At 66.1% G+C, this 20,236-nt stretch carries 16 protein-coding genes; 6 read left to right on the top strand and 10 right to left on the bottom strand.

The window, feature by feature from the left end; translation table 11 throughout:
- Positions 1-3 precede the first annotated feature (3 nt).
- Together treY and treZ are read left to right on the top strand one after the other, a co-directional pair.
- Positions 4-2,379 carry a malto-oligosyltrehalose synthase gene (gene treY, locus A3K89_RS01170; RefSeq protein ID WP_068420723.1) on the top strand — a complete coding sequence of 792 codons (2,376 nt, stop codon included), beginning with the start codon at positions 4-6 and terminating at the stop codon, positions 2,377-2,379.
- Positions 2,376-4,124 (top strand): malto-oligosyltrehalose trehalohydrolase, encoded by a 1,749-nt coding sequence (gene treZ / locus A3K89_RS01165; RefSeq protein WP_068420721.1) that lies wholly within the window; start codon positions 2,376-2,378, stop codon positions 4,122-4,124. The genes treY and treZ overlap by 4 nt, the downstream gene beginning before the upstream one ends.
- Here treZ and A3K89_RS01160 read toward each other — a convergent pair.
- Positions 4,121-5,626, bottom strand: coding sequence for an MFS transporter (locus A3K89_RS01160; RefSeq protein WP_068420964.1), 1,506 nt, complete (start codon positions 5,624-5,626; stop codon positions 4,121-4,123). The two genes, treZ and A3K89_RS01160, sit on opposite strands and share 4 nt — an antisense overlap.
- A gap of 147 nt (positions 5,627-5,773) precedes the next feature.
- Here A3K89_RS01160 and A3K89_RS01155 point away from each other — a divergent pair, with 147 nt between their 5' ends.
- Positions 5,774-6,310, top strand: coding sequence for a TetR/AcrR family transcriptional regulator (locus A3K89_RS01155; RefSeq protein WP_068420719.1), 537 nt, complete (start codon positions 5,774-5,776; stop codon positions 6,308-6,310).
- On the opposite strand, the gene ilvA is transcribed toward A3K89_RS01155, so the two are convergent.
- Genes ilvA through A3K89_RS01140 form a run of 3 tightly spaced genes read right to left on the bottom strand, consistent with a single transcriptional unit; the run spans position 6,298 to position 9,927 of the window.
- Entirely contained in the window at positions 6,298-7,659 is a 1,362-nt protein-coding gene (ilvA, locus tag A3K89_RS01150) for a threonine ammonia-lyase IlvA (RefSeq protein WP_068420717.1), read from the bottom strand. The genes A3K89_RS01155 and ilvA overlap by 13 nt on opposite strands.
- Before the next feature lie 43 nt (positions 7,660-7,702).
- A complete protein-coding gene (locus A3K89_RS01145; RefSeq protein ID WP_068420715.1) occupies positions 7,703-9,490 on the bottom strand; it encodes a pyruvate dehydrogenase in 1,788 nt (595 codons plus the stop codon).
- A complete protein-coding gene (locus A3K89_RS01140) occupies positions 9,490-9,927 on the bottom strand; it encodes a nitroreductase family deazaflavin-dependent oxidoreductase (RefSeq protein WP_068420713.1) in 438 nt (145 codons plus the stop codon). Before A3K89_RS01140 ends, A3K89_RS01145 begins: the two co-directional genes overlap by 1 nt.
- A 162-nt stretch (positions 9,928-10,089) precedes the next feature.
- Here A3K89_RS01140 and A3K89_RS01135 point away from each other — a divergent pair, with 162 nt between their 5' ends.
- Positions 10,090-10,323, top strand: a complete 234-nt coding sequence (locus A3K89_RS01135; RefSeq protein WP_068420711.1) for a hypothetical protein — start codon at positions 10,090-10,092, stop codon at positions 10,321-10,323.
- Between the two features lie 90 nt (positions 10,324-10,413).
- Here A3K89_RS01135 and dnaE read toward each other — a convergent pair whose 3' ends face one another.
- The 4 genes from dnaE to lspA all read right to left on the bottom strand — a co-directional run bounded on the left by dnaE (position 10,414) and on the right by lspA (position 16,173).
- Positions 10,414-13,950, bottom strand: coding sequence for a DNA polymerase III subunit alpha (gene dnaE / locus A3K89_RS01130; protein WP_068420963.1), 3,537 nt, complete (start codon positions 13,948-13,950; stop codon positions 10,414-10,416).
- Positions 13,951-14,084: 134 nt separating this feature from the next.
- Entirely contained in the window at positions 14,085-14,747 is a 663-nt protein-coding gene (locus A3K89_RS01125) for a hypothetical protein (protein ID WP_084423505.1), read from the bottom strand.
- Complete coding sequence (locus tag A3K89_RS01120) at positions 14,744-15,670, bottom strand: RluA family pseudouridine synthase (protein ID WP_068420709.1); 927 nt, start codon at positions 15,668-15,670, stop codon at positions 14,744-14,746. Before A3K89_RS01120 ends, A3K89_RS01125 begins: the two co-directional genes overlap by 4 nt.
- Positions 15,667-16,173: a signal peptidase II gene (lspA, locus tag A3K89_RS01115; protein WP_240930854.1), complete on the bottom strand. Its 507-nt coding sequence runs from the start codon at positions 16,171-16,173 to the stop codon at positions 15,667-15,669. The genes A3K89_RS01120 and lspA overlap by 4 nt, the downstream gene beginning before the upstream one ends.
- A 236-nt stretch (positions 16,174-16,409) precedes the next feature.
- On the opposite strand from lspA, the gene A3K89_RS01110 reads away from it, so the two are divergent.
- A complete protein-coding gene (locus A3K89_RS01110) occupies positions 16,410-17,309 on the top strand; it encodes a hypothetical protein (RefSeq protein WP_068420705.1) in 900 nt (299 codons plus the stop codon).
- A complete protein-coding gene (locus A3K89_RS01105; RefSeq protein ID WP_254303367.1) occupies positions 17,306-18,055 on the top strand; it encodes a hypothetical protein in 750 nt (249 codons plus the stop codon). Before A3K89_RS01110 ends, A3K89_RS01105 begins: the two co-directional genes overlap by 4 nt.
- A 72-nt stretch (positions 18,056-18,127) precedes the next feature.
- Here the strand turns inward: A3K89_RS01105 and A3K89_RS01100 are convergent, their stop codons facing one another.
- Together A3K89_RS01100 and A3K89_RS01095 are read right to left on the bottom strand one after the other, a co-directional pair.
- On the bottom strand, positions 18,128-18,640 hold the full coding sequence (locus A3K89_RS01100; RefSeq protein WP_068420701.1) for a hypothetical protein: 513 nt from the start codon (positions 18,638-18,640) through the stop codon (positions 18,128-18,130).
- Between the two features lie 239 nt (positions 18,641-18,879).
- Positions 18,880-20,217 (bottom strand): DNA polymerase IV, encoded by a 1,338-nt coding sequence (locus A3K89_RS01095; RefSeq protein ID WP_068420699.1) that lies wholly within the window; start codon positions 20,215-20,217, stop codon positions 18,880-18,882.
- Positions 20,218-20,236: the final 19 nt, after the last annotated feature.

Below are 20,236 nucleotides of genomic sequence, written 5' to 3'. Positions count from 1 at the left end.
CCCATGACGATCCCGTCCAGTACGTATCGACTACAGCTGCGCGGGGACGGGTTCACGCTCGAAGATGCCCGAGGGATCGTCGACTATCTCGACGACCTCGGCGTCAGCCATGCCTACCTGTCCCCCGTCCTGTCCGCGACCAAGGGCTCGACACACGGATACGACGTCGTCGATCCGACGATCGTCTCCCCCGACCTCGGCGGGCGAGCGGCACTGGAAGCGCTGACGGCCGAACTGCGTTCGCGCGGAATGGGCGTCGTGATCGACATCGTGCCCAACCACGTCGGAGTCGAGGATCCGCGGCAGAATGCGTGGTGGTGGGACGTACTGCGGAACGGTCGCGCGTCGCAGTACGCCGGCTTCTTCGACATCGACTGGGCCGACGACAACGGGGTGGACGGCAAGATCGCGCTGCCGATCCTCGGCTCGGACTCCGATGTGGACGAGCTGACGATCGACCGCACCGGTGATGCGCCACTGCTCGCCTACTACGACCACCGATTCCCCATCGCCGACGGGACCGACGACGGTAACGCGACCACGATTCACGACCGTCAGGCGTATCGACTGGTCAGTTGGCGGGCCGGACTCGTCGGGTACCGCCGTTTCTTCTCCGTCAACGGCCTCGCCGGGCTCCGGCAGGAGGACTACGACGTCTTCACCGAATCCCACAAGGAGATCGCGTCGTGGATGACGGACGATCTCGTCGACGGCCTACGCGTCGACCATCCGGATGGTCTCGCGGATCCCGCGGGCTACCTGACCGAGCTGCGTGAGCTGATGGGCGAGGATCGCTGGCTCGTCATCGAGAAGATCCTGGCGCGGGGCGAGCCGCTCGACACGTCACTGCCCGTCGACGGCACGACCGGCTACGACGCGCTTGCCGACGTCGGCGGCGTGTTCGTCGATCCGGCAGGCGCCGCGGCGCTGGGCGAGCTGTCGCAGTCACGTACGGGCAGCGCGAGCGATCCGGAGTGGCTACATGCCACGGAACGAGAGCTCAAAGCGGCTGTCGCGCAAGGCGACCTGGCACCCGAAGTGCGCCGGCTCACCCGCGCGATCCTGCGCGAATCACAGGCCGACATCTCCGCCGAGACCGTCACGGACGCCGTCGTCGCTCTGGTGGCGCACATGCCGTACTACCGATCCGATTACGCACCCCTCGCGGGAACGATCCCCCGCGTCATCGGGACGGTGTTGCAGAACAGACCCGACCTCGAAGCCGGACTCGACGCTGTCGCAACGGCTCTGGTGGCGAACGGTGAGTCGGCGGTCAGGTTCGAGCAGGTGTGCGGCGCGGTCACAGCCAAGGGCGTCGAGGACTGCCTGTTCTACCGGGCCACCCGGCTGATCTCGTTGCAGGAAGTCGGCGGTGATCCGGCGATCTTCGGTGTCGCCCCCGCGCAGTTCCATCTGGCGAACGCCGATCGCGCGGACCGCTGGCCTGCGGCGATGACCACCCTGTCGACGCACGACACCAAGCGCGGCGAGGACGTCCGAGCACGCATCGGCGTCCTGTCCCAGATTCCCGAACTATGGGCACGCTGCGTCGCGGACTGGGAAGAGATGGTTCCCAGTCCTGACGGCGCGACCGGACTTTTCCTGTGGCAGAACCTCTTCGGCGTCTGGCCGGTCGACGGCGCCATCGACGACTCACTACGCGAGCGAATTCACGCGTACGCGGAGAAGGCGATGCGCGAAGCGAACCTCCGCACGGGATGGAACGACGTCGACGAGACGTTCGAGTCGTCGGTGCACGAATGGCTCGACTCGGTGATGCAGGGATCGGTCGCCGACTCGATGACCATGCTCGTCGCGCGAGTCGACGTACACGGACGCAGCGACGCGCTGGGGCAGAAGCTTCTTCAGCTCGTCGGACCCGGCGTTCCCGACGTCTACCAGGGCACCGAACTGTGGGACGACTCCCTGGTCGATCCGGACAACCGGCGACCCGTGGACTATCGGATTCGGCGAGAGTTGTTGTCCGGCAACGACGTCCCTCCCTCGGCAACCACCGATGCGGCATCGAAGTTTCGCGTCGTACGGGCAGCGCTGCGTCTGCGTCGGGAACGTCCCGCGAGTTTCGTCGGCGGAACGTACGCGCCCGTGTACGCGACGGGATCGGCATCGGCACACGTCGTCGGATTCTCTCGCGGGCCGCAGCAGGGTGAGCCGGACGTAATGGCACTCGCAACGCGTCACTCGTCGACCCTGCAGAACGAGGGTTGGGGAGACACCACCGTGGTACTCCCGCAGGGACAGTGGCGCGATCGCCTCACCGACACGGTGTACACCGCGCAGGCATCCGCCACCGAACTGTTCGCAGCGCTCCCCGTGGCGCTCCTGGTCCGCGAGAACGTAGGAGACACCGACCGATGACGCATCGCTTCGAGGTTTGGGCACCGACACCCGACACCGTCCGCCTGCACCTGGACGGTGAGCTGCACTCGATGCAGAAGCGTGAGGACGGATGGTGGTTCGTCGACGCCGACGCATCACTGGGCAGCCGGTACGGCTTCGTGCTCGACGACGACGACGCCGTGATCCCCGACCCACGCTCGCCGCGCCAACCCGAGGGGGTGCACGAGCTGTCGCAACTGCACCGCGTCGACCCCTCGGTGTGGACGGATTCGGCATGGACCGGTCGGCAGCTGCCGGGGGGTGTGGTGTACGAACTGCACATCGGCACGTTCACACCCGAGGGCACGTTCGACGCGGCCGTCGACAAGCTCGATCACCTGGTCGATCTCGGCGTGACGTTCGTCGAGATCATGCCCGTCAACGGATTCAACGGTACCCACAACTGGGGCTACGACGGCGTCCTCTGGTACACCGTCCACGAGGCGTACGGCGGGCCCGACGGGTTGCAACGACTCGTCGATGCGTGTCATGCCCGCGGTCTGGGCGTCGTGCTCGACGTCGTCTACAACCACCTCGGGCCGTCGGGAAATTATCTCGAGCGGTTCGGTCCGTACATGTCCCAGGGCGCAAACACGTGGGGCCAGACCATCAACTACGCAGGCGCCGAGTCCGGCAATGTCCGGCGGTACGCGATCGAGAACGCGCTGCGCTGGTTCTCCGAGTTCCACATCGACGGACTACGGCTGGATGCGGTGCACGCCATCGCGGACACCACGGCGGTGCACCTGCTCGAGGAACTGGCCATCGAGACCCGTCGCCTGTCGGCGCACCTCGGACGCCCGCTCACTCTCATCGCGGAGAGCGACCTGAACGACCCGACACTGATCACGCCTCGCTCGGGCGGCGGCTACGGTCTCGACGCACAATGGGACGACGACCTGCACCACGCGATCCATGCTGCGGTGTCGGGCGAGCGGCAGGGATACTACGGCGACTTCGGCTCGCTCAAGGGTCTCGCGAACACGTTGCGGCAGGGCTTCTTTCACGCCGGAACGTACTCGAGTTTCCGAGGGCGCAGGCACGGCAGGCCGGTCGACACGCGACGGATACCGGCGAGCTCGTTCGTCACGTACACGACGACGCACGACCAGGTCGGCAACCGGGCGACCGGCGACCGCCCCGGCTTCTACCTGACGCCCGGGCAGTTGGCGGTGAAAGCTGCACTGGTGCTTGCCTCTCCGTACACCCCGATGCTGTTCATGGGCGAGGAGTGGGGCGCGTCGACGCCGTTCCAGTTCTTCACCTCGCATCCCGAACCCGAGTTGGGGAAGGCGACGGCGGAAGGTCGCAAGGCCGAATTCGCCGAGCACGGTTGGGATTCCGACGACATTCCCGACCCGCAGGACCCGCAGACATTCCTGCGGTCGAAGCTCGACTGGTCCGAACTCGGCGACGGCGACCACGAACGCCTACTCGAAACGTACCGCGGATTGCTGTCGCTCCGTAAGCAGTACGCGGACCTCACCGATCCCTGGCTCCAGAACCTGACGGTCGACTACGACGAGGACGAGCAATGGATCGTCCTGCATCGCGGGTCGCTCCGCGTGGTCTGCAACCTGTCCCCCGACACGGTGACCGTCCCGGTCGGCGGCACCCCACTGCTGTCGTGGGAGCCGCCGATTTCGGACGAAACCGGTGCCGCGACGCGAGTTCCGGGTCATTCGTTCACGATCTTGGCGGCTGCGCCGCGCGTGCGCGCTTAGTCGGCCCCTGGGCCAACCACGCGCGCACGGGTGCGTAAACGCACCGCGACGACGATCGCCGTCAGCGCCAACAGCACGGCCGTCGCCACCGAAGCCACGTGCATACCCGTCACGAACGCGGTGTGCGCAGAATCGGCCAACAGGGCGGCGGCCTGCTCCGGCAGGTTCCGGGAGACCTCGACGGCACCGCCGAGCGTCTCCTGCGCCGTCGCGGCCTGCGCCGAGTTCAGTCCCGACACGTCGAGTCCACGACGGAAGAACGACATGACGACGGTACCGAGAACCGCAACACCCAGTGCGATGCCGAGTTCGTAGGCGGTCTCGGACACTGCCGACGCCGCGCCCGCCTTCTTCGGCGGGACGGCGCCGACGACGAGGTCCGACGTCAACGTCAGCGCGACACCGGCACCGAGGCCGATGAGGACGAAGCCACCGACGAACAACGCCGGACCGCTGCTCACCCCCGAGCCGTACAGAAGTGCCGGGCCCAATGCCGACAGAGCGAGGCCACCTGCCAACACCGTTCCCGGACGCCAGATTCGGACCAGGTACGCAGCCATCAACGACATCACGATGCTCGACGCCGTACCCGGCAACATCGACAACCCTGCTTCCAGTGGGCTGTACCCGAGCACCAGCTGCAGGTACTGCGCACCGAAGAAGAGCACACCCGCGAGCGCGAACACCGACAGGAAGTTCGTGAAGACAGCCGTCGAGAACGCGGGGTTCGAGAACAACCGCAGATCGATCATCGGGTCGTCGAGCATGCGCTGACGTCGGACGAACACGACGCCCGCGGCGACGCCGACCACCGCGGCGAGCACGTTCACGACACTGACTCCGTGCGTCGCCGTTTCCTTGACGGCGTACACCAGCGGCACCAGTGCGAGCATCGACAGAGCCGCGCTCACGAGATCGAACTTGCCCGGGTTCGGATCCTTCGACTCGGGAATCACGAACGGCCCCAACAGGATCAGCAGGACCATGACGGGGATGTTGATCAGGAACACCGCTCCCCACCAGAAGTGCTCGAGGATCCAGCCGCCCACGAGCGGACCCGCCGCGGCCCCACCGCCCGCCATCGCACCCCAGACACCGATGGCCGTGGTGCGTTGCCGAGCGTCGGCGAACATCGTTCTGATCAGGCCGAGCGTCGCGGGCATCAGCGTCGCACCGGACAACCCCTGCAGGACACGGGCCGCGATGAGCATGTCGGGGCTCGTCGACAGTCCGGCAACGACGGACGCGACACCGAACCCCGCAGCGCCGAGGAGCAGGAGTTTTCGCCGGCCGATGCGGTCACCCAACGTGCCCATCGTGATCAGGAGGCCGGCGAGCACGAACGAATACACGTCGATGATCCACAACAGCTGATTACTCGTCGGCGCCAGGTCGGCGCTGATGAACGGCAATGCAAGGTCCAGCACGGTGCCGTCGACCGCGATCAGCAGCACCGCCAACGCGAGCACGATCAGCCCGATCCAGTCCTTCTTCGTCGCCATCGTCGTGACGTCGGATTGCACGTCGTGCGTGCGCAACTCACTCACTTGTTCTCCTTGGATGACTCCGGCGACTCGACCGTCCAGCCGGTACAGTCACCGAGCGTAGCAGCTGACCGTCCAGCCGGTACAGTCGTTTACACTGGCGTTATGTCACGCGACACACGAGACCGAATACTCGACGCGCTCGAGGAGCTCCTGCTGGACGAGGGATCGACGAAGGTGACGCTGGAGGCCGTCGCGGCGAAGGCCGGGGTGTCCAAGGGCGGGCTGCTCTATCACTTCAATACCAAGGACGCGATGATCGCGGCGATGGTGCGACGGCTCGGCGACCGTTCCGACGCACAGCGAGCGCAGGCCGAGCAGGGCGGAACCACCGTCGCTCAGTGGTACCTGCAACCGCCGGAGACCATCTCGGAGAAGGAGATCGCTCTGTTTCGATCGACTCTCGCGGTGCTGCGCAGCATCGACGGCGCGCCCGGCGAGATCCAGGATGCCGTGACCGAGGTCATGCGGTTGTGGGACGAAGCGATTCGCGCCGAGATCACCGACCCCGTCTCGGCCGAGATCGTCCGACTCGTCGGCGACGGGATCTATCTGAACGCGCTGATGAACCTGCCCGACGTGGAACCCGAGCTACACCAGAAGGTGGTCGAGCGCTTGCTCGCCGGCGATCAGGTCAAGTAGCTGTACGCCGGTGAACCCGGTTCGAGCTGTTCGACGCGCAACCGCGACGACCGCATCCGCTCGAGCAACGAACTGAGTCCCGATGCATGACCCAACTCGACGCCGACGAGCGCGGCACCGGTTTCCCGGTTGTTGCGCTTGACGTACTCGAACAGCGTGATGTCGTCGTCGGGCCCGAGGACTTCGTCGAGGAATCGACGCAGCGCGCCCGGCTCCTGTGGGAAATCCACCAGGAAATAATGCTTGAGTCCGAGGTGCACCAGCGAGCGTTCGAGAATCTCGCCGTACCGCGACACGTCGTTGTTGCCACCGGACACCAGGCACACGACCGTACTGCCCGGCGCGACCGAGATCTGGTTCAGCGCAGCAACACTCAGCGCACCAGCCGGTTCGGCGATGACTCCCTCGTTCTGGTACAGGTCGAGCATCGCCGTGCAGATCGCACCCTCGTCGATCTGCGTCATCAAGAACGGTCCCGACGCGTTCTCGGTGCGCGGGAAGGTCGGCACCGTCACGAGGGGCAGCGACGCGTGCGAGACGACCTCGGCGCCGAGGAATCGCAGCGCCTCGTACGGCACGTCGCCGATACGGCGCACGGCGGCACCGTCGACGAAGGGATCGATGTTCGACAACGTCACCGGACCGCCCGCGACGAGCGCGGCCGTCATCGACGCAGCTCCCGACGGCTCGACACCGACGAGTGCCGTCGACGGGGAGCGTTCGCGCAGATACGTGGAGATGCCGGCGATGCAGCCGCCTCCTCCGACCGGCATGACGACCGTGTCGGGAGCGGTGCCGAGCTGCTCGACGATCTCGGCGGCGATCGTGCCCTGACCTGCCACGGTCCGCGGGTCGTCGAACGGCGGAACCATTGTGGCGCCGGTCCGGACGACATCCTCGGCAGCCGACGCCGCAGCCGCGTCGAACGTGTCACCGGTGACGATCAGCTCGACGAACTCGCCCCCGTGCACACGGATCCGATCGCGCTTCTGCTTGGGTGTGTTGGCCGGCACGTAGATCCGGCCTTGCACCTGCATCGCGCGGCACGCGAAGGCGACGCCCTGCGCGTGGTTGCCTGCACTGGCAGTGACGACTCCGACGGTCAGCTCCTCGGGCGTCAGCTGGGCCATCAGGTTGTAGGCGCCGCGAATCTTGTACGAGCGCACGATCTGGAGGTCTTCACGCTTGAGATAGACGTGCGCGCCGGTGACAGCGGACAGCCGTTCGCAGTACTGCAGCGGCGTCGACGCGACGACGTCCGAAATTCGCCGGGCAGCCGCATCGATGTCGTCCGCGGTGACCGCGAACGGATGAGTGCGTGCTTCGGCTACTTCAGGCGAGTTGGACACCCGTCCATGCTGCCACCAGCGCAGTTCCGACGATAAGTCGGGACTACCGTCTCGGGTCGAACTGAGACGGCAGCGGAACGTTACGCAGGTTCGACTTGGCCATCTGCACCGCCTCGCCGACTCCACCGTTCATGACCATCCGTGACATCGCCAACGCGAATCCCTTCACCTGCTCGCCGGTGATCGTCGGCGGCAGCGACAGCGCGTTCGGGTCGGTGACGATGTCGACCAGTGCCGGCCCGTCGTGTTCGAGCGCCGCCGCGATACCCGACTCCAGGTCGGACGGGTCCTCGATGCGCCGCGAGAAGATCTTCAGAGCCGACGCGATTGCCGCGTAGTCCGTGGCGGGCACATCGACCCCGAAGTCGGGAATGCCGTCGACGAGCATCTCCAACTTGACCATGCCCAGCGTCGAGTTGTTGAACACGACGATCTTCACCGGCAGTCGATACATCGCGACGGTCAGCAACTCCCCCATCAGCATGGATAAGCCACCGTCGCCCGAGAGCGACACGACCTGACGCGTCGGGAACGCGACCTGCGCTCCGATCGCATGGGGAAGCGCGTTGGCCATCGAACCGTGCAGTGCCGACGACACGAACCGTCTGCTGCCGTTCGGATTCAGGTAGCGAGCGGTCCACACGTTGCACATGCCGGTGTCGGAGGTGAACACGGCGTCGCGTGCAGCCAGGTCGTCGAGGATCGACGCCGCGTACTCCGGGTGAATCGGCGTTCGTTGCTTGACCGGTGTCGTGTACGCGCCGACGACCTTCGTCATCAGCGTCTCGTGTCGATCGAGCGTGCGCTTCAGGAACGACCTGTCGGACTTGCGCTGCACCAGGGGCAGCAATGCCGCCAGCGTGCTCTTCGCATCGCCGTGTACGGCGAAGTCGAGACTTGTTCTGCGACCGAGCTTTTCGGCCGCACTGTCGATCTGCGCCGTCCGCACGCGGTCGGGCAGGAACTGATCGTAGGGAAAGTCCGTCCCGATCAGGAGAAGCAGGTCCGCGTCGTGAATGCCGTCGTGTGCCGCGCCGTATCCCAGAAGTCCGGTCATCCCGATGTCGAACGGATTGTCGTACTGCACGTACTCCTTGCCGCGCAACGAATGCCCGATCGGTGCACCGAGCAGCTCGGCGAGTTCCAGTAATTCGGTCCTCGCATCCTTCACCCCTGCACCCGCGAAGATCGCCACCGTGGACGCCTCGTCTATCGCGGCGGCGAGCCGTCGAACATCGGCGTCGTCGGGGACGAGCGACGGTGTGCCCGTCTTCAGGAACGACGGCGCCGGACGGCCCACGGGTTCGTCGGCGATGTCACCGGGCAGCGTCACGACGGCGACGCCCGGCGCACCGAGTGCATGCTGCATAGCCGAATGCACCACTCGCGGCGACTGTTCGGCGGTGCTGATCAACTCCGCGTACACCGAGCATTCGACGAACAACCGGTCCGGATGCGTCTCCTGGAAGAAGCTCGAACCGATCTGCACGCTCGGGATGTGCGACGCGATCGCGAGCACCGGCGCGCCCGATCGGTTGGCGTCGTAGAGGCCGTTGATCAGGTGCAGGTTGCCGGGACCGCACGAGCCTGCGCAGACCGCGAGCTGTCCGGTCAGCTGCGCTTCGGCGGACGCGGCGAATGCCGCCGCCTCCTCGTGCCGAACGTGGATCCAGTCGATGCCGCCTTCCGACGATCCCCCGCTGCGGCGGACCGCGTCGACGATCGGGTTGAGGCTGTCGCCGACGACGCCGTAGATGCGCCGCACCCCCGCGTCGACGAGTTGCGCGACGAGCTGCTCGGCTACTGTGCCGGGCTTCGAATTCCTCGCCACTACTGGACCCGGGTCAGCACGAAGACCGGAATCTCGCGGTCCGTCTTCTTCTGGTAGTCCGCGTAGTCCGGGAACGCCTCGACGGCCCGCTCCCACCACACGGCCTTTTCGTCGCCGGTGACTTCACGTGCGGTGTAGTCGGCGTTGTCGGTGCCGTCACGGAGTTCGACCAGCGGCTCGGCGACGATGTTGTAGTACCAGACGGGATGCTTCGGTGCGCCGCCCAACGATGCGACCACCGCGTATTCGCCGTCGTGCTCGACGCGCATCAGCGGCGTCTTGCGCAGCTTGCCGGATTTGTTGCCCTTGGTCGTCAACAGCACGACCGGCATGCCGCGCAACGACGTTCCCTCGGTGCCGCCTGAACCCTCCAGCAGCTCGGCCTGCTCGCGCGCCCAATCGGATGTGCTCGGTTCGTATTCACCTGTCAATGGCATGACCCCGAGTATCCCAGCATCGATGGACCGTGGCAGCCGTTGGACAGCTGTCGTGGACCATCGATGCAAAACAGGGCGCCGACAGAAGAAGTTTCGGTGGACCGAAACCTGCGATGCGTATACCCTGAAGCAAGTACGCAGCACAGCCGAACGGAGCGCGCAATGACCTACGCAGTCCCCCGCATCCCTACCCGCAGGCGCGCGCAGGTACACACCGTCGACATCGCCGGGACCGCGTGGCCGGTGTACAAGGTCGAGTCGTTGATTCTCGGTGTGCTCGTGTTCGTCGGCGCGCTCGCTCTCACCACGTCACTGCAAGTCGCCGTCCTCGGTGCCGCAGCAGCAACCGTCGTCGCGTGGTGGATCCTGAAGTCAACCGAACAACTGCGCAACTGACTGCACGACAGTGGCCGGTGTCGACGGAATCTTCGTCGGCACCGGCCACTGTCGTGTACCAGCAACTGTCGTGTAACGGCTACCGGTCCGCTAGCCGGCGAGGCAGCCGGGACCGAGTAGAGCCTTCAGGTCACCCATCAGCGCCGACGTCGGAGTGACGCGCAGACTGTCGTCGAGCTTGAGTGCGGTCACCTTGTCGCCGCTGACCAGACGCAAGTGCACGTCCGACGTCCCCGGGTGACTCATCAACACGCGCTTGAGCGCACCGACCTTGTCGGCCGTGCACAACCGCGTCGGCAACATGACCGCCAACGGCTTCGCGACACCGACGGCCGACAGATCCGGCACGGCAAGGTCGTTCGCGATGATCGAGATCCGATCGTCGCGCACCGACACGCGCCCCTTCACCAGAACCACCGAGTCCTCGGTCACGTCGGCGCCGAACACCGAGTACGACTGCGGGAAGAACAACACTTCGATGCCACCGACGAGATCCTCGAGCTGCGCCGACGCCCACGTCAGACCGTTCTTGTTGATGCGGCGGTTGACCGACGCCAGAATGCCGCCGATCGTGACCTGCGTTCCGTCCTTGACGTCACCTTCGAGGATGGCCGGAATGTTGGTGTCCGACTGCGCAGCGAGCATGTGCTCGACGCCCATCAGCGGATGTCCGGAGACGTACAGGCCGAGCATCTCCCGCTCGAGCGCGAGCCGGTGCTTGGAGTCCCACTCCTCGTCCGGCACACGGACATTGAACACCGAGCTGATCGACTCGTCGGCGTCCTCGCCGCCGAACAGATCGAACTGACCGATGGCCTCGGCCTTCTTCGTGCCCATCACCGAATCGATGGCGTCGGCGTGGATGAGCATCAAGCCCTTGCGCGGATGGTCGAGCGAATCGAACGCACCGGACTTGATCAGCGACTCGGTGACCTTCTTGCTGCACGCGGTCGCGTCGATCTTGTTCAGGTAGTCGGAGAAGTCGGTGTACTTGCTCTTCTCCTCGCGCGCTCTGATGATCGACGCGACGACGTTGGTGCCGACGTTGCGCACGGCGCCGAGACCGAATCGGATGTCCTTGCCGACGGACGCGAAGTTCAGCTCCGACTCGTTGACATCCGGAGGAAGCACTGTGATGCCGAGCTTGCGGCAGTCGGCGAGGTAGACCGCAGACTTGTCCTTGTCGTCGCTGACGCTGGTGAGCAGTCCGGCCATGTACTCACCTGGATAGTTGGCCTTGAGGTAACCGGTCCAGTACGAGACGAGTCCGTAGCCTGCGGCGTGCGACTTGTTGAACGCGTACCCGGCGAACGGGAGAATCGTGTCCCACAGCGCCTTGATCGCGGGCTCGGAGAAGTTGTTGGCGAGCATGCCGTCGCGGAATCCGGCATACGCCTCTTCCAGCACCGACAGCTTCTTCTTACCCATCGCTCGACGCAGAATGTCGGCCTGACCGAGCGAGTACCCGGCGACCTTCTGCGCGATCTGCATGATCTGCTCCTGATACACGATCAGGCCGTACGTGTCCTTCAGAATCTCCGCGAGCGGTTCTTCGAGCTCGGGGTGAATCGGCTTGACCTCTTGTCGACCGTTCTTGCGGTCGGCGTAGTCGTTGTGCGCGTTCATGCCCATCGGACCGGGGCGGTACAGCGCGAGCACGGCGACGATGTCCTCGAACCCGGTCGGCTGCATGCGTCGCAGCAGGTCTCGCATCGCGCTGCCGTCGAGCTGGAACACGCCGAGAGTGTCACCGCGAGCGAGCAATTCGTACGTCGCCGGGTCGTCGAGGCCCAGCGTGTCGAGATCGAGGTCGATGCCGCGATTGGACTTGATGTTGTCGATGGCGTCGCCGATGACGGTCAGGTTCCGCAGACCCAGGAAGTCCATCTTGAGCAGGCCGATGGCCTCGCACGACGGGTAATCCCAGCCGGTGATGATGGCGCCGTCCTGCGCGCGCTTCCACACCGGAATCGCATCCGTGAGCGGTTCCGACGACATGATGACCGCGCAGGCGTGCACACCGGCGTTGCGGATCAGACCTTCGAGTCCGCGAGCGGTCTTGTAGATGGTCGCCACATCGGGATTGGAGTCGATGAGCGCACGGACCTCGGTCGCTTCCTTGTACCGCTCGTGCGCCGGATCGGTGATGCCGGCGACCGAGATGTCCTTCGCCATGATGGGCGGCGGCAGCGCCTTGGTGATCTGGTCGGCGATCGCGAAACCGGGCTGACCGAACTGGACGCGCGCGGAGTCCTTGATGGCGGCCTTGGTCTTGATGGTGCCGAACGTGATGACCTGCGCGACGCGGTCGCTACCCCACTTCTCCGTCGCGTAGCGCACCATTTCACCGCGGCGACGGTCGTCGAAGTCGATATCGATATCGGGCATCGACACGCGCTCGGGGTTGAGGAATCGCTCGAACAGCAGACCGTGCGGCAGCGGGTCGATGTTGGTGATACCCATCGCGTATGCGACGAGCGAGCCTGCAGCGGAACCACGGCCGGGTCCGACGCGGATGCCGACGTCGCGAGCATGCGCGATGAGGTCACCGACGACGAGGAAGTACGCCGGGAAGCCCATTTCCAGGATGACGCTGATCTCGTACTTCGCGCGATCGCGATACTCCTGCGGCACCCCGTTCGGGAACCGCCATTCGAGGCCCTTGTCGACCTCCTTGGCGAGCCAGGACCCCTGCGTCTCTCCCTCCGGCACGGGGAAGATCGGCATACGATCGCGGTGAGCCCAGACGTCGTCGTACGGCTGCACACGCTCGGCGATGAGCAACGTGCTGTCGCACGCACCGGGAACCTCGCCGTCCCACAGTTGACGCATCTCGGCCGCGGACTTGAGGTAGTAGCCGTCGCCGTCGAACTTGAACCGGGTGGGGTCGCTCAGCGTCTTACCGGTCTGGATACACAGCAGCGCTTCGTGGTTCTCGGCCGCGTCCTTGGTGACGTAGTGGCAGTCGTTGGTGGCGAGCGGCCGAATGTCGAGTTTTCTGCCGATCTCCAACAGACCTTCGCGGACACGTCGCTCGATCGACAGACCGTGGTCCATCAGCTCGAGGAAGAAGTTGTCCTTGCCCCAGATCTCCTGCCACTTGGCGGCCGCCTCCAACGCTTCCCGGTCGTGACCGAGGCGCAGACGCGTCTGCACCTCTCCCGACGGGCAGCCCGTCGTCGCGATGATGCCCTCGGCGTGCTGGGCGATGATCTCCTCGTCCATGCGAGCCCACTTGCCGAGCTGACCCTCGATCGAGGCCAGGGACGACAACTTGAACAGGTTCCGGACACCCGTCGCGTTCTCGGCGACCATCGTCATGTGGGTGTACGCGCCGCTACCGGAGACGTCGTCCGACTTCTGGTTGCGGTCACCCCACAACACGCGCTTCTTGTTGAAGCGCGACTCGGGAGCGATGTACGCCTCGATGCCGATGATCGGCTTGATGCCTGCCTTCTTGGCCTCGTTGTAGAACTCGCTGGCGCCGTACATGTTGCCGTGGTCGGTCATACCGACGGCCGTCATCTCCAGGCGGTTCGCCTCTGCGAACAGCGGCGCGATCTTCGCCGCCCCGTCGAGCATCGAGTACTCGGTGTGGTTGTGCAGATGAACGAACGAGTCAGCCACGAAGGTTCTCTCCTGAGGGTCGAGCGGCACAGCTGGATGGTCGAGCGGCCGAGGCAGGTCGGCGGAAGTGCCCCCACTCTATTACTCGGCAGCGACAGATCCGCAGTCGTCGGTGTGTCCGAAGCCCCGCGTGTCTAGGGCACCGGGATCGGACCGTCATCGGGGAGCGCACCCACGACGTCGGTGTAGTCGGGCAACAGTGCACGAACCGCGAAATGACCTGCGCGTGCGTCCGCCGGCAGTGCCTCGACGGCACGGACGCCCGGCTCGTTCTCGATCGCCGTCAGCGCGGGCGGATCCGCGCGCACGACGAGACCGACGACACAGTCGCACCCCGCCGCGAGACGAGTGACCGACGCCGCGTCGATCTGCGCCTGCCGGTCCCATTGCCCGACTCCCGCATGCAGCTCCGTCGCGGCGACGTCGAGCGCAGAGTTCACGGACGCGTCGGTGCCCGGGACACCGATGGCGAGCACTCGCGTCTGTACTCGCTCGATCGGAACCCGGATCAGCACCTGGGCGATCCGTTCACCCCGCGCTGCCGAGAACGACTGTCCGGGCGAGACGTACGTGTCGAACGACACGAGCGCCCAACGAGGTTCGGAGTCACCCGGTTCGGCCAGTCCGGCCCGCGCGCGGCCGGTGTACTCGGCGACGGTCTCCCCCGAATCGGGTCCCAGACGATCAGTGCTCACACCGGCCACGGGCAGAGGCTTCGCGATTCCGACGACGGCGCACAGCCCGACCGCAGCCGCCGCGATCACGACGCCCTCGACGAGGCCACCTACCCGCATCATGCGTTTCGCAGTACCTCGAGGGCGTGTTCGAGGTCGGCGGGGTACTTGCTCTCGATCTCGACCCATCGACCGTCGGATGGATGCGCGAACCCCAGCGACTTGGCGTGCAGCCACTGACGCTCCAGACCGAGCCTCTCGGCCAGCCGCGGATCGGCGCCGTACGTCAGATCGCCGCAGCACGGGTGTCGCAACGCCGAGAAGTGCACGCGAATCTGATGCGTACGACCGGTTTCGAGGTGCACGTCCAACAGACTTGCCGCCTGGAACGCCTCGATGGTGTCGTAGTGCGTCACGCTCGGCTTGCCGTCCGCGCGCACCGCGAACTTCCAGTCGTTGCTGCCGTGGCGCCCGATCGGCGCGTCGATCGTTCCGCTGCTCGGATCCGGATGGCCTTGCACGAGAGCGTGATAGCGCTTCTCGATGGTTCGTTGCTTGAATGCCCGCTTCAGAATCGTGTACGCGCGCTCGGACGTCGCGACCACCATCACGCCGGACGTACCGACGTCGAGCCGATGCACGATGCCCTGACGCTCGTGTGCACCGGACGTCGAGATGCGGTAGCCCGCCGCGGCGAGACCGCCGATGACCGTCGGACCGGTCCATCCGACACTCGCGTGCGCCGCGACGCCGACCGGCTTGTCGACCGCGACGATGTCGTCGTCGGCATACAGGATGTCCATCCCGGGAACGGGTTCGGCCTCGATCGTCAGCTCCCGAGCAGGCTCGGGAAGCTCCACCTCGAGCCACGTACCCGCAGAAAGCCGGTCGGACTTGCCCACCGCCGTGCCGTCGACGGCGACCGACCCTTCCTCGGCGAGCGTCGCGACGACGTTTCGGGACAACCCGAGCAGCCGTGACACGCCCGCGTCGACGCGCATTCCGTCGAGGCCGTCGGGAACCGGCATCGACCGTGATTCCCTCATTCGTCGGCCGCCGAGGTCGACGCTGCCGCGGACTTCTTCGAGTGCGCCCGGGTGCCGTTCGGCTCGAATCCGAACAGGCTCAACACGACGAGCAGGATCGCGCCACAGACGATCGACGAGTCGGCGACGTTGAACACCGGCCACCAGCCCACCGACACGAAGTCGACGACGTGTCCCTGCAGTGGCCCGGGCGCGCGGAAGAACCTGTCGATCAGATTGCCCAGCGCGCCGCCGAGAACCAGTCCGAGGCCGAGAGCCCACAGCGGTGACCGCAGCGTCCGCCCGATTCGGATCACGCCGATGACGACACACACCGCGACGATCGTCAACAACCACGTCATACCGGTGGCCATCGAGAACGCCGCACCGGGGTTGCGGACGAGACGGAGAGTCACGACGTCGCCGATGATCTCGACGGGATTGCCGGGCTCGATCCATCGAACGACCGCGATCTTGGTGACGAGGTCCAACGCGAGGATCACCGCGGCGATCAGGACGAGCATCCGGGTGCGCAACGGCTTGGTCGACGCCACCTCGGCTTCCGCGCCGGGGTTCTCGTCGGGCTGTTCTGGGGGTTTGGGGTCGGCTGGACGGTCGTCACTCACCCCTCCATCATGAAGCATCACATGTGCATGCCGAACATCCGACCTATCGGGGAGGGCATTCGACCGACGCGTGGCCGCGCCCGGGCCCCGCGCATCCGTAGCCTGGTCCCGTGATCTCGACTTCCGAAACTCCGATGCGGCGCCTGCGCGCCCTCGCGGCGCTGGTCGCCGCCGCAGCCGTGATGACCGCGTGCAGCTCGTCCGACGACAGTGCATCCGCCGACACCGAGGCCACGTCGACGCCGACGAGCGTGTCGCTTCCGGTCACGCCGGTGACGACGACGTTGGTCGACCCGGGCGCCGAGCCGCGCTCGCCGCTGACCCCCGCGTACGACGGCGAGCAATCGGTACAGCTCGTCACCAGCTCCACGGTGACGCAGCAGATCGACGACCAGGCCGTCCAGGACTTCTCGACTCCGGAGTTGACGCTTCCCCTGACCGCGTCGCCCGACGGCGACCAGGTTGCGCTGTCCATCGGAAAGGCGACGTCGGCGGACCAGCGCCTGACGGACGCTCTTGCGCCGTCGGAAGGTTCGGCTGCCGGGTTGACGGTCACCGACACCGGTGCCGTCACCGCGCTGAGCATCACACCCTCCGAACAGGCACAGGACTCGGCCAGAGCCGCGATCGAACAGGCACTCAATCAGGCGGTCTACCGCTCGGTGTCGTTCCCCGAGGGCGATGTCGGCGTCGGCGCGGTATGGACCACCTCACAACAGGTCATCAGTGGTGTGACGCTGAACCAGGTCACCCGGGCCACGTTGCGCGCCCGCGACGGCGACCGTCTCACCATCGATCTGCAGATCGACCAGACCCCCGCGTCGACGACGCTCGACCTCCCCGACGAAGCCGGCAGTCTGAACATCGATTCCTACGTCATGTCCGGGTCGGGAACGGTCGAACTCGACCTGACGAAGCCACTTCCGGTGAGTGGCGACGTGTCCGTCGGGGGTACGCAGCAGTACAGCGACCCCGAGGGGACGACCGTGCTGGGACAGAACATCACCGACTCGCTGCGATGGACGACGTCGTGACCGGTCGCCTGCGCCTCGCCGTGGTACTGGGGACGTGCGCGGTGGTGTCCGCGGCCTGCGGCGCGAACTCGGACGACACCGCGCCCAGCACTACCGCGCCTGCACCGGCGGCAGTGTCCGCACCGGACCCGCTGGCCGGTCCGCCGATCACCGACTCTTCGGTGCTGCAGTCGGCGATGATCCCGCTGGAGTCGCTGCCGCCCGGCTACACCGTCATCCCCGACCCGGTACGGGACCTCGGACTCGATCCGGCGCCCGAGTACGACGCACCGGACCAGTCGGGCACCGACCCGCAGCGCTGCGCCGATGTCCTGGCGCCAATCTCGCAGCAGTTCGCCGACGCGGCCGCGTCGGCCGAGGTGCGCTACTCGGGTCCCGACTTCTCGTCGATCGACGAGGACGCCGCCAGCTACGTCGATCGGGGTGCTGCCGACGCGTTTGCCGCCGTCCAGGCGACCTTCGCCGAATGCGCCACGTTCACCGGAACGGACGCCGACGGAATCGACGTCGCGTACACCCTCTCGGGCCGCGGCGGCGACGTCACGGCAGGTGACGCGTCGGTGGCGGCCCGGCTGCAGATCGAGAGCGGCGGCTTCACGCTCGTGTCGGACGTCGTCGTCGCCGTCGTGGATTCGACTGTCGTTCAGGTGGTCGCGACCGACGAGGACGGCGTCGACGACGCCACGTTGTCCGCGCTCGCGCAGGCCGCGGTGGACGAAATCCGCGGCGTCGCCCGCGGGGTGTAGAAACACCGATGCCGGTGTTCGGTTCGTGAAGAACCGAACACCGGCATCGAATGAAGCCGTGAAACTAACGCATCATGCGCAGGCAGGCGACGTCAGCTGCGCGAGCTGGACGAAGCTGCAGGCGTTCTCCTTCGACAGCTTCCAGACGCCGTCCTCTGCGACGAAGGTGAAGTTGCCGGGGTTGGCCTGTCCGCCGATGGTCAGGGTGGCACCCGCGTTGAGCGTGCCGTCTCCGAGGTCGTCGACACTCGTGATGACGATTTCCGCGCCGTTCTGGACAGCTGCGGCGGCAACCTGGTTGATCAGTTCGGGATCGGCCTCGGCGCCCTGAATGAGCTGAGCCTTCTCCTCGACCGGCACGGCCGGGTCGAGTCCACGAGCAAGCTCCTGGTTGAGCTCCTCGGCGGTGGGAACAGGTGGGTAGTCGCTCTGAGCCTCGGTCGTAGCGGTGGTCGACGCAACCGACGCGGACGTCGTGGCGTCGTTTCCTCCCTCGTCGTCACCGGAACTGCATGCGGTCATCGTCAGCGTGGCGGCGATCGCGACGCCGGCAACCAGTGCCCGTCGGGTGTTACGAAGCTTCAATTGCTCTGTCCCTTCAGTTCTTCTGCGTGTCTTTTCGCGTAGCCGGCGCCACTTCGTCGGCGCCGGCGGGTCATCGGGTCGTTCGTTTCAGGCGGCTCCACTATGCCAGGACACGAGCCACCCGGCCAGGAATTGCCTACTCACCGGTAAGGTCGTTCCTGCAGGCTCCACTCCCGTCCCACCGGCAAGGTCGTTCCTGCAGGCTCCACTCCCGTTCCTCAGCTTCTGCGGCCCGAGCCTCATTCCAGACTTCCGAGCGCGTCCGCTACCTCGAGCATCGTGTCTCCCTCGGCGAAGGTACGAGCACGACCGGGTCCTGAAGATCGCGTCTCGAAACGAACCGTCACCACGGAGTGGCCAGCCCCCTGGACCCACCCGTGTCCGTATTCAGGATGCCTTACGTCCATGCCCGGGTGCCACTTCGGACCGTGCTCTCTTACCGATGCCACAATTTCCGCCGCCGTCGTTTGTTCGCGAGGTGAATCCTCGGAATCGTGCTCCAACTCCGGAAACAACGAACCCTGTTGCACAGCGGACAGTCCGGCCAGACCGACACCGACGAGGCGGATGGGACCCAGCTCGACGGGATCGAGCACCTGCCGCTGGGCGGCCGCCACGATGGTCTGCTTGTCGACGGTCGCGTAGGGCAGTGTCACCGAACGGGTGACGATACTCATATCCGACTTGCGCAGTTTCAGCACGATCGTGCGCGCCCCCCGGCCGTCCTTCAGCAACCGTCGATGCGCGGCGTCCGCGCTCTTGTCCACCGCGGCGCGTAGCTGAGCCAGCGTCACCAGGTCGTGCGCGAACGTCGTCTCGGCACTCACCTGCTTCGCCTCGGCACGTTCCGCGACGGCTCGATCGTCGATTCCTCGTGCAAGCTTGTGCAGGCTGGGACCGACGGTGCCGCCCAGAATCGAGGCCACCTCGGATTCGGGTGTGGCGACGAACTTCCCGATCGTGTCGATACCGAGCCGCCGCAGCTTCTCGTCGGCGACAGGACCTATCCCCCACAGCTTGCGAACCGGCAGCGCGGCCATCAGAGCCGTCTGCTCGCCGGGTGACACCACCGTGACGCCGTCGGGTTTCGCCAGCCCCGACGCGATCTTCGCGATCTGCTTTCCCGACCCGGCTCCCAGGCTGCAGATCAATCCAGTTTCCTCGCGAACGAGTGCTCGCAACGACTCGCAGAACTCCTCGACCTCGGCGGCCGTCGCACCGGCGAGTTCGGCCGGTTCACCGAATGCCTCGTCGAGCGACAGTTGCTCGAGCACCGGCATGCGCGTGCGAAGACTCTCGAACACGCGGCGGCTCAACACCTGGTAGAGCGCACCGCGAGGCGGCAGCACGACGGCACCTGCGCCGACGAGTCGTCGCGCCTGGTGCATCGGCATCGCGGACCTCGCGCCGAACACGCGGGCCTCGTAGCTGCATCCTGCGACGACGCCACGCCCACCCGCGCCGCCGACCAGCACAGGCCGTCCACGCAGCGTCGGACGGGTCAGCTGCTCGACGGACGCGAAGAACGCATCCATGTCGAGATGCAGAACCCACCGTCGACTGCGTGAGTCGGTCATGGACGAAACGTACTCCCGG

The sequence above is a fragment of the Rhodococcoides kyotonense genome, assembly GCF_001645385.1.
Taxonomy (GTDB): Bacteria; Actinomycetota; Actinomycetes; order Mycobacteriales; family Mycobacteriaceae; genus Rhodococcoides; species Rhodococcoides kyotonensis_B.
Note: the sequence above shows the minus strand (reverse complement) of the source record. Positions and strands in the feature narration are given on the sequence as shown.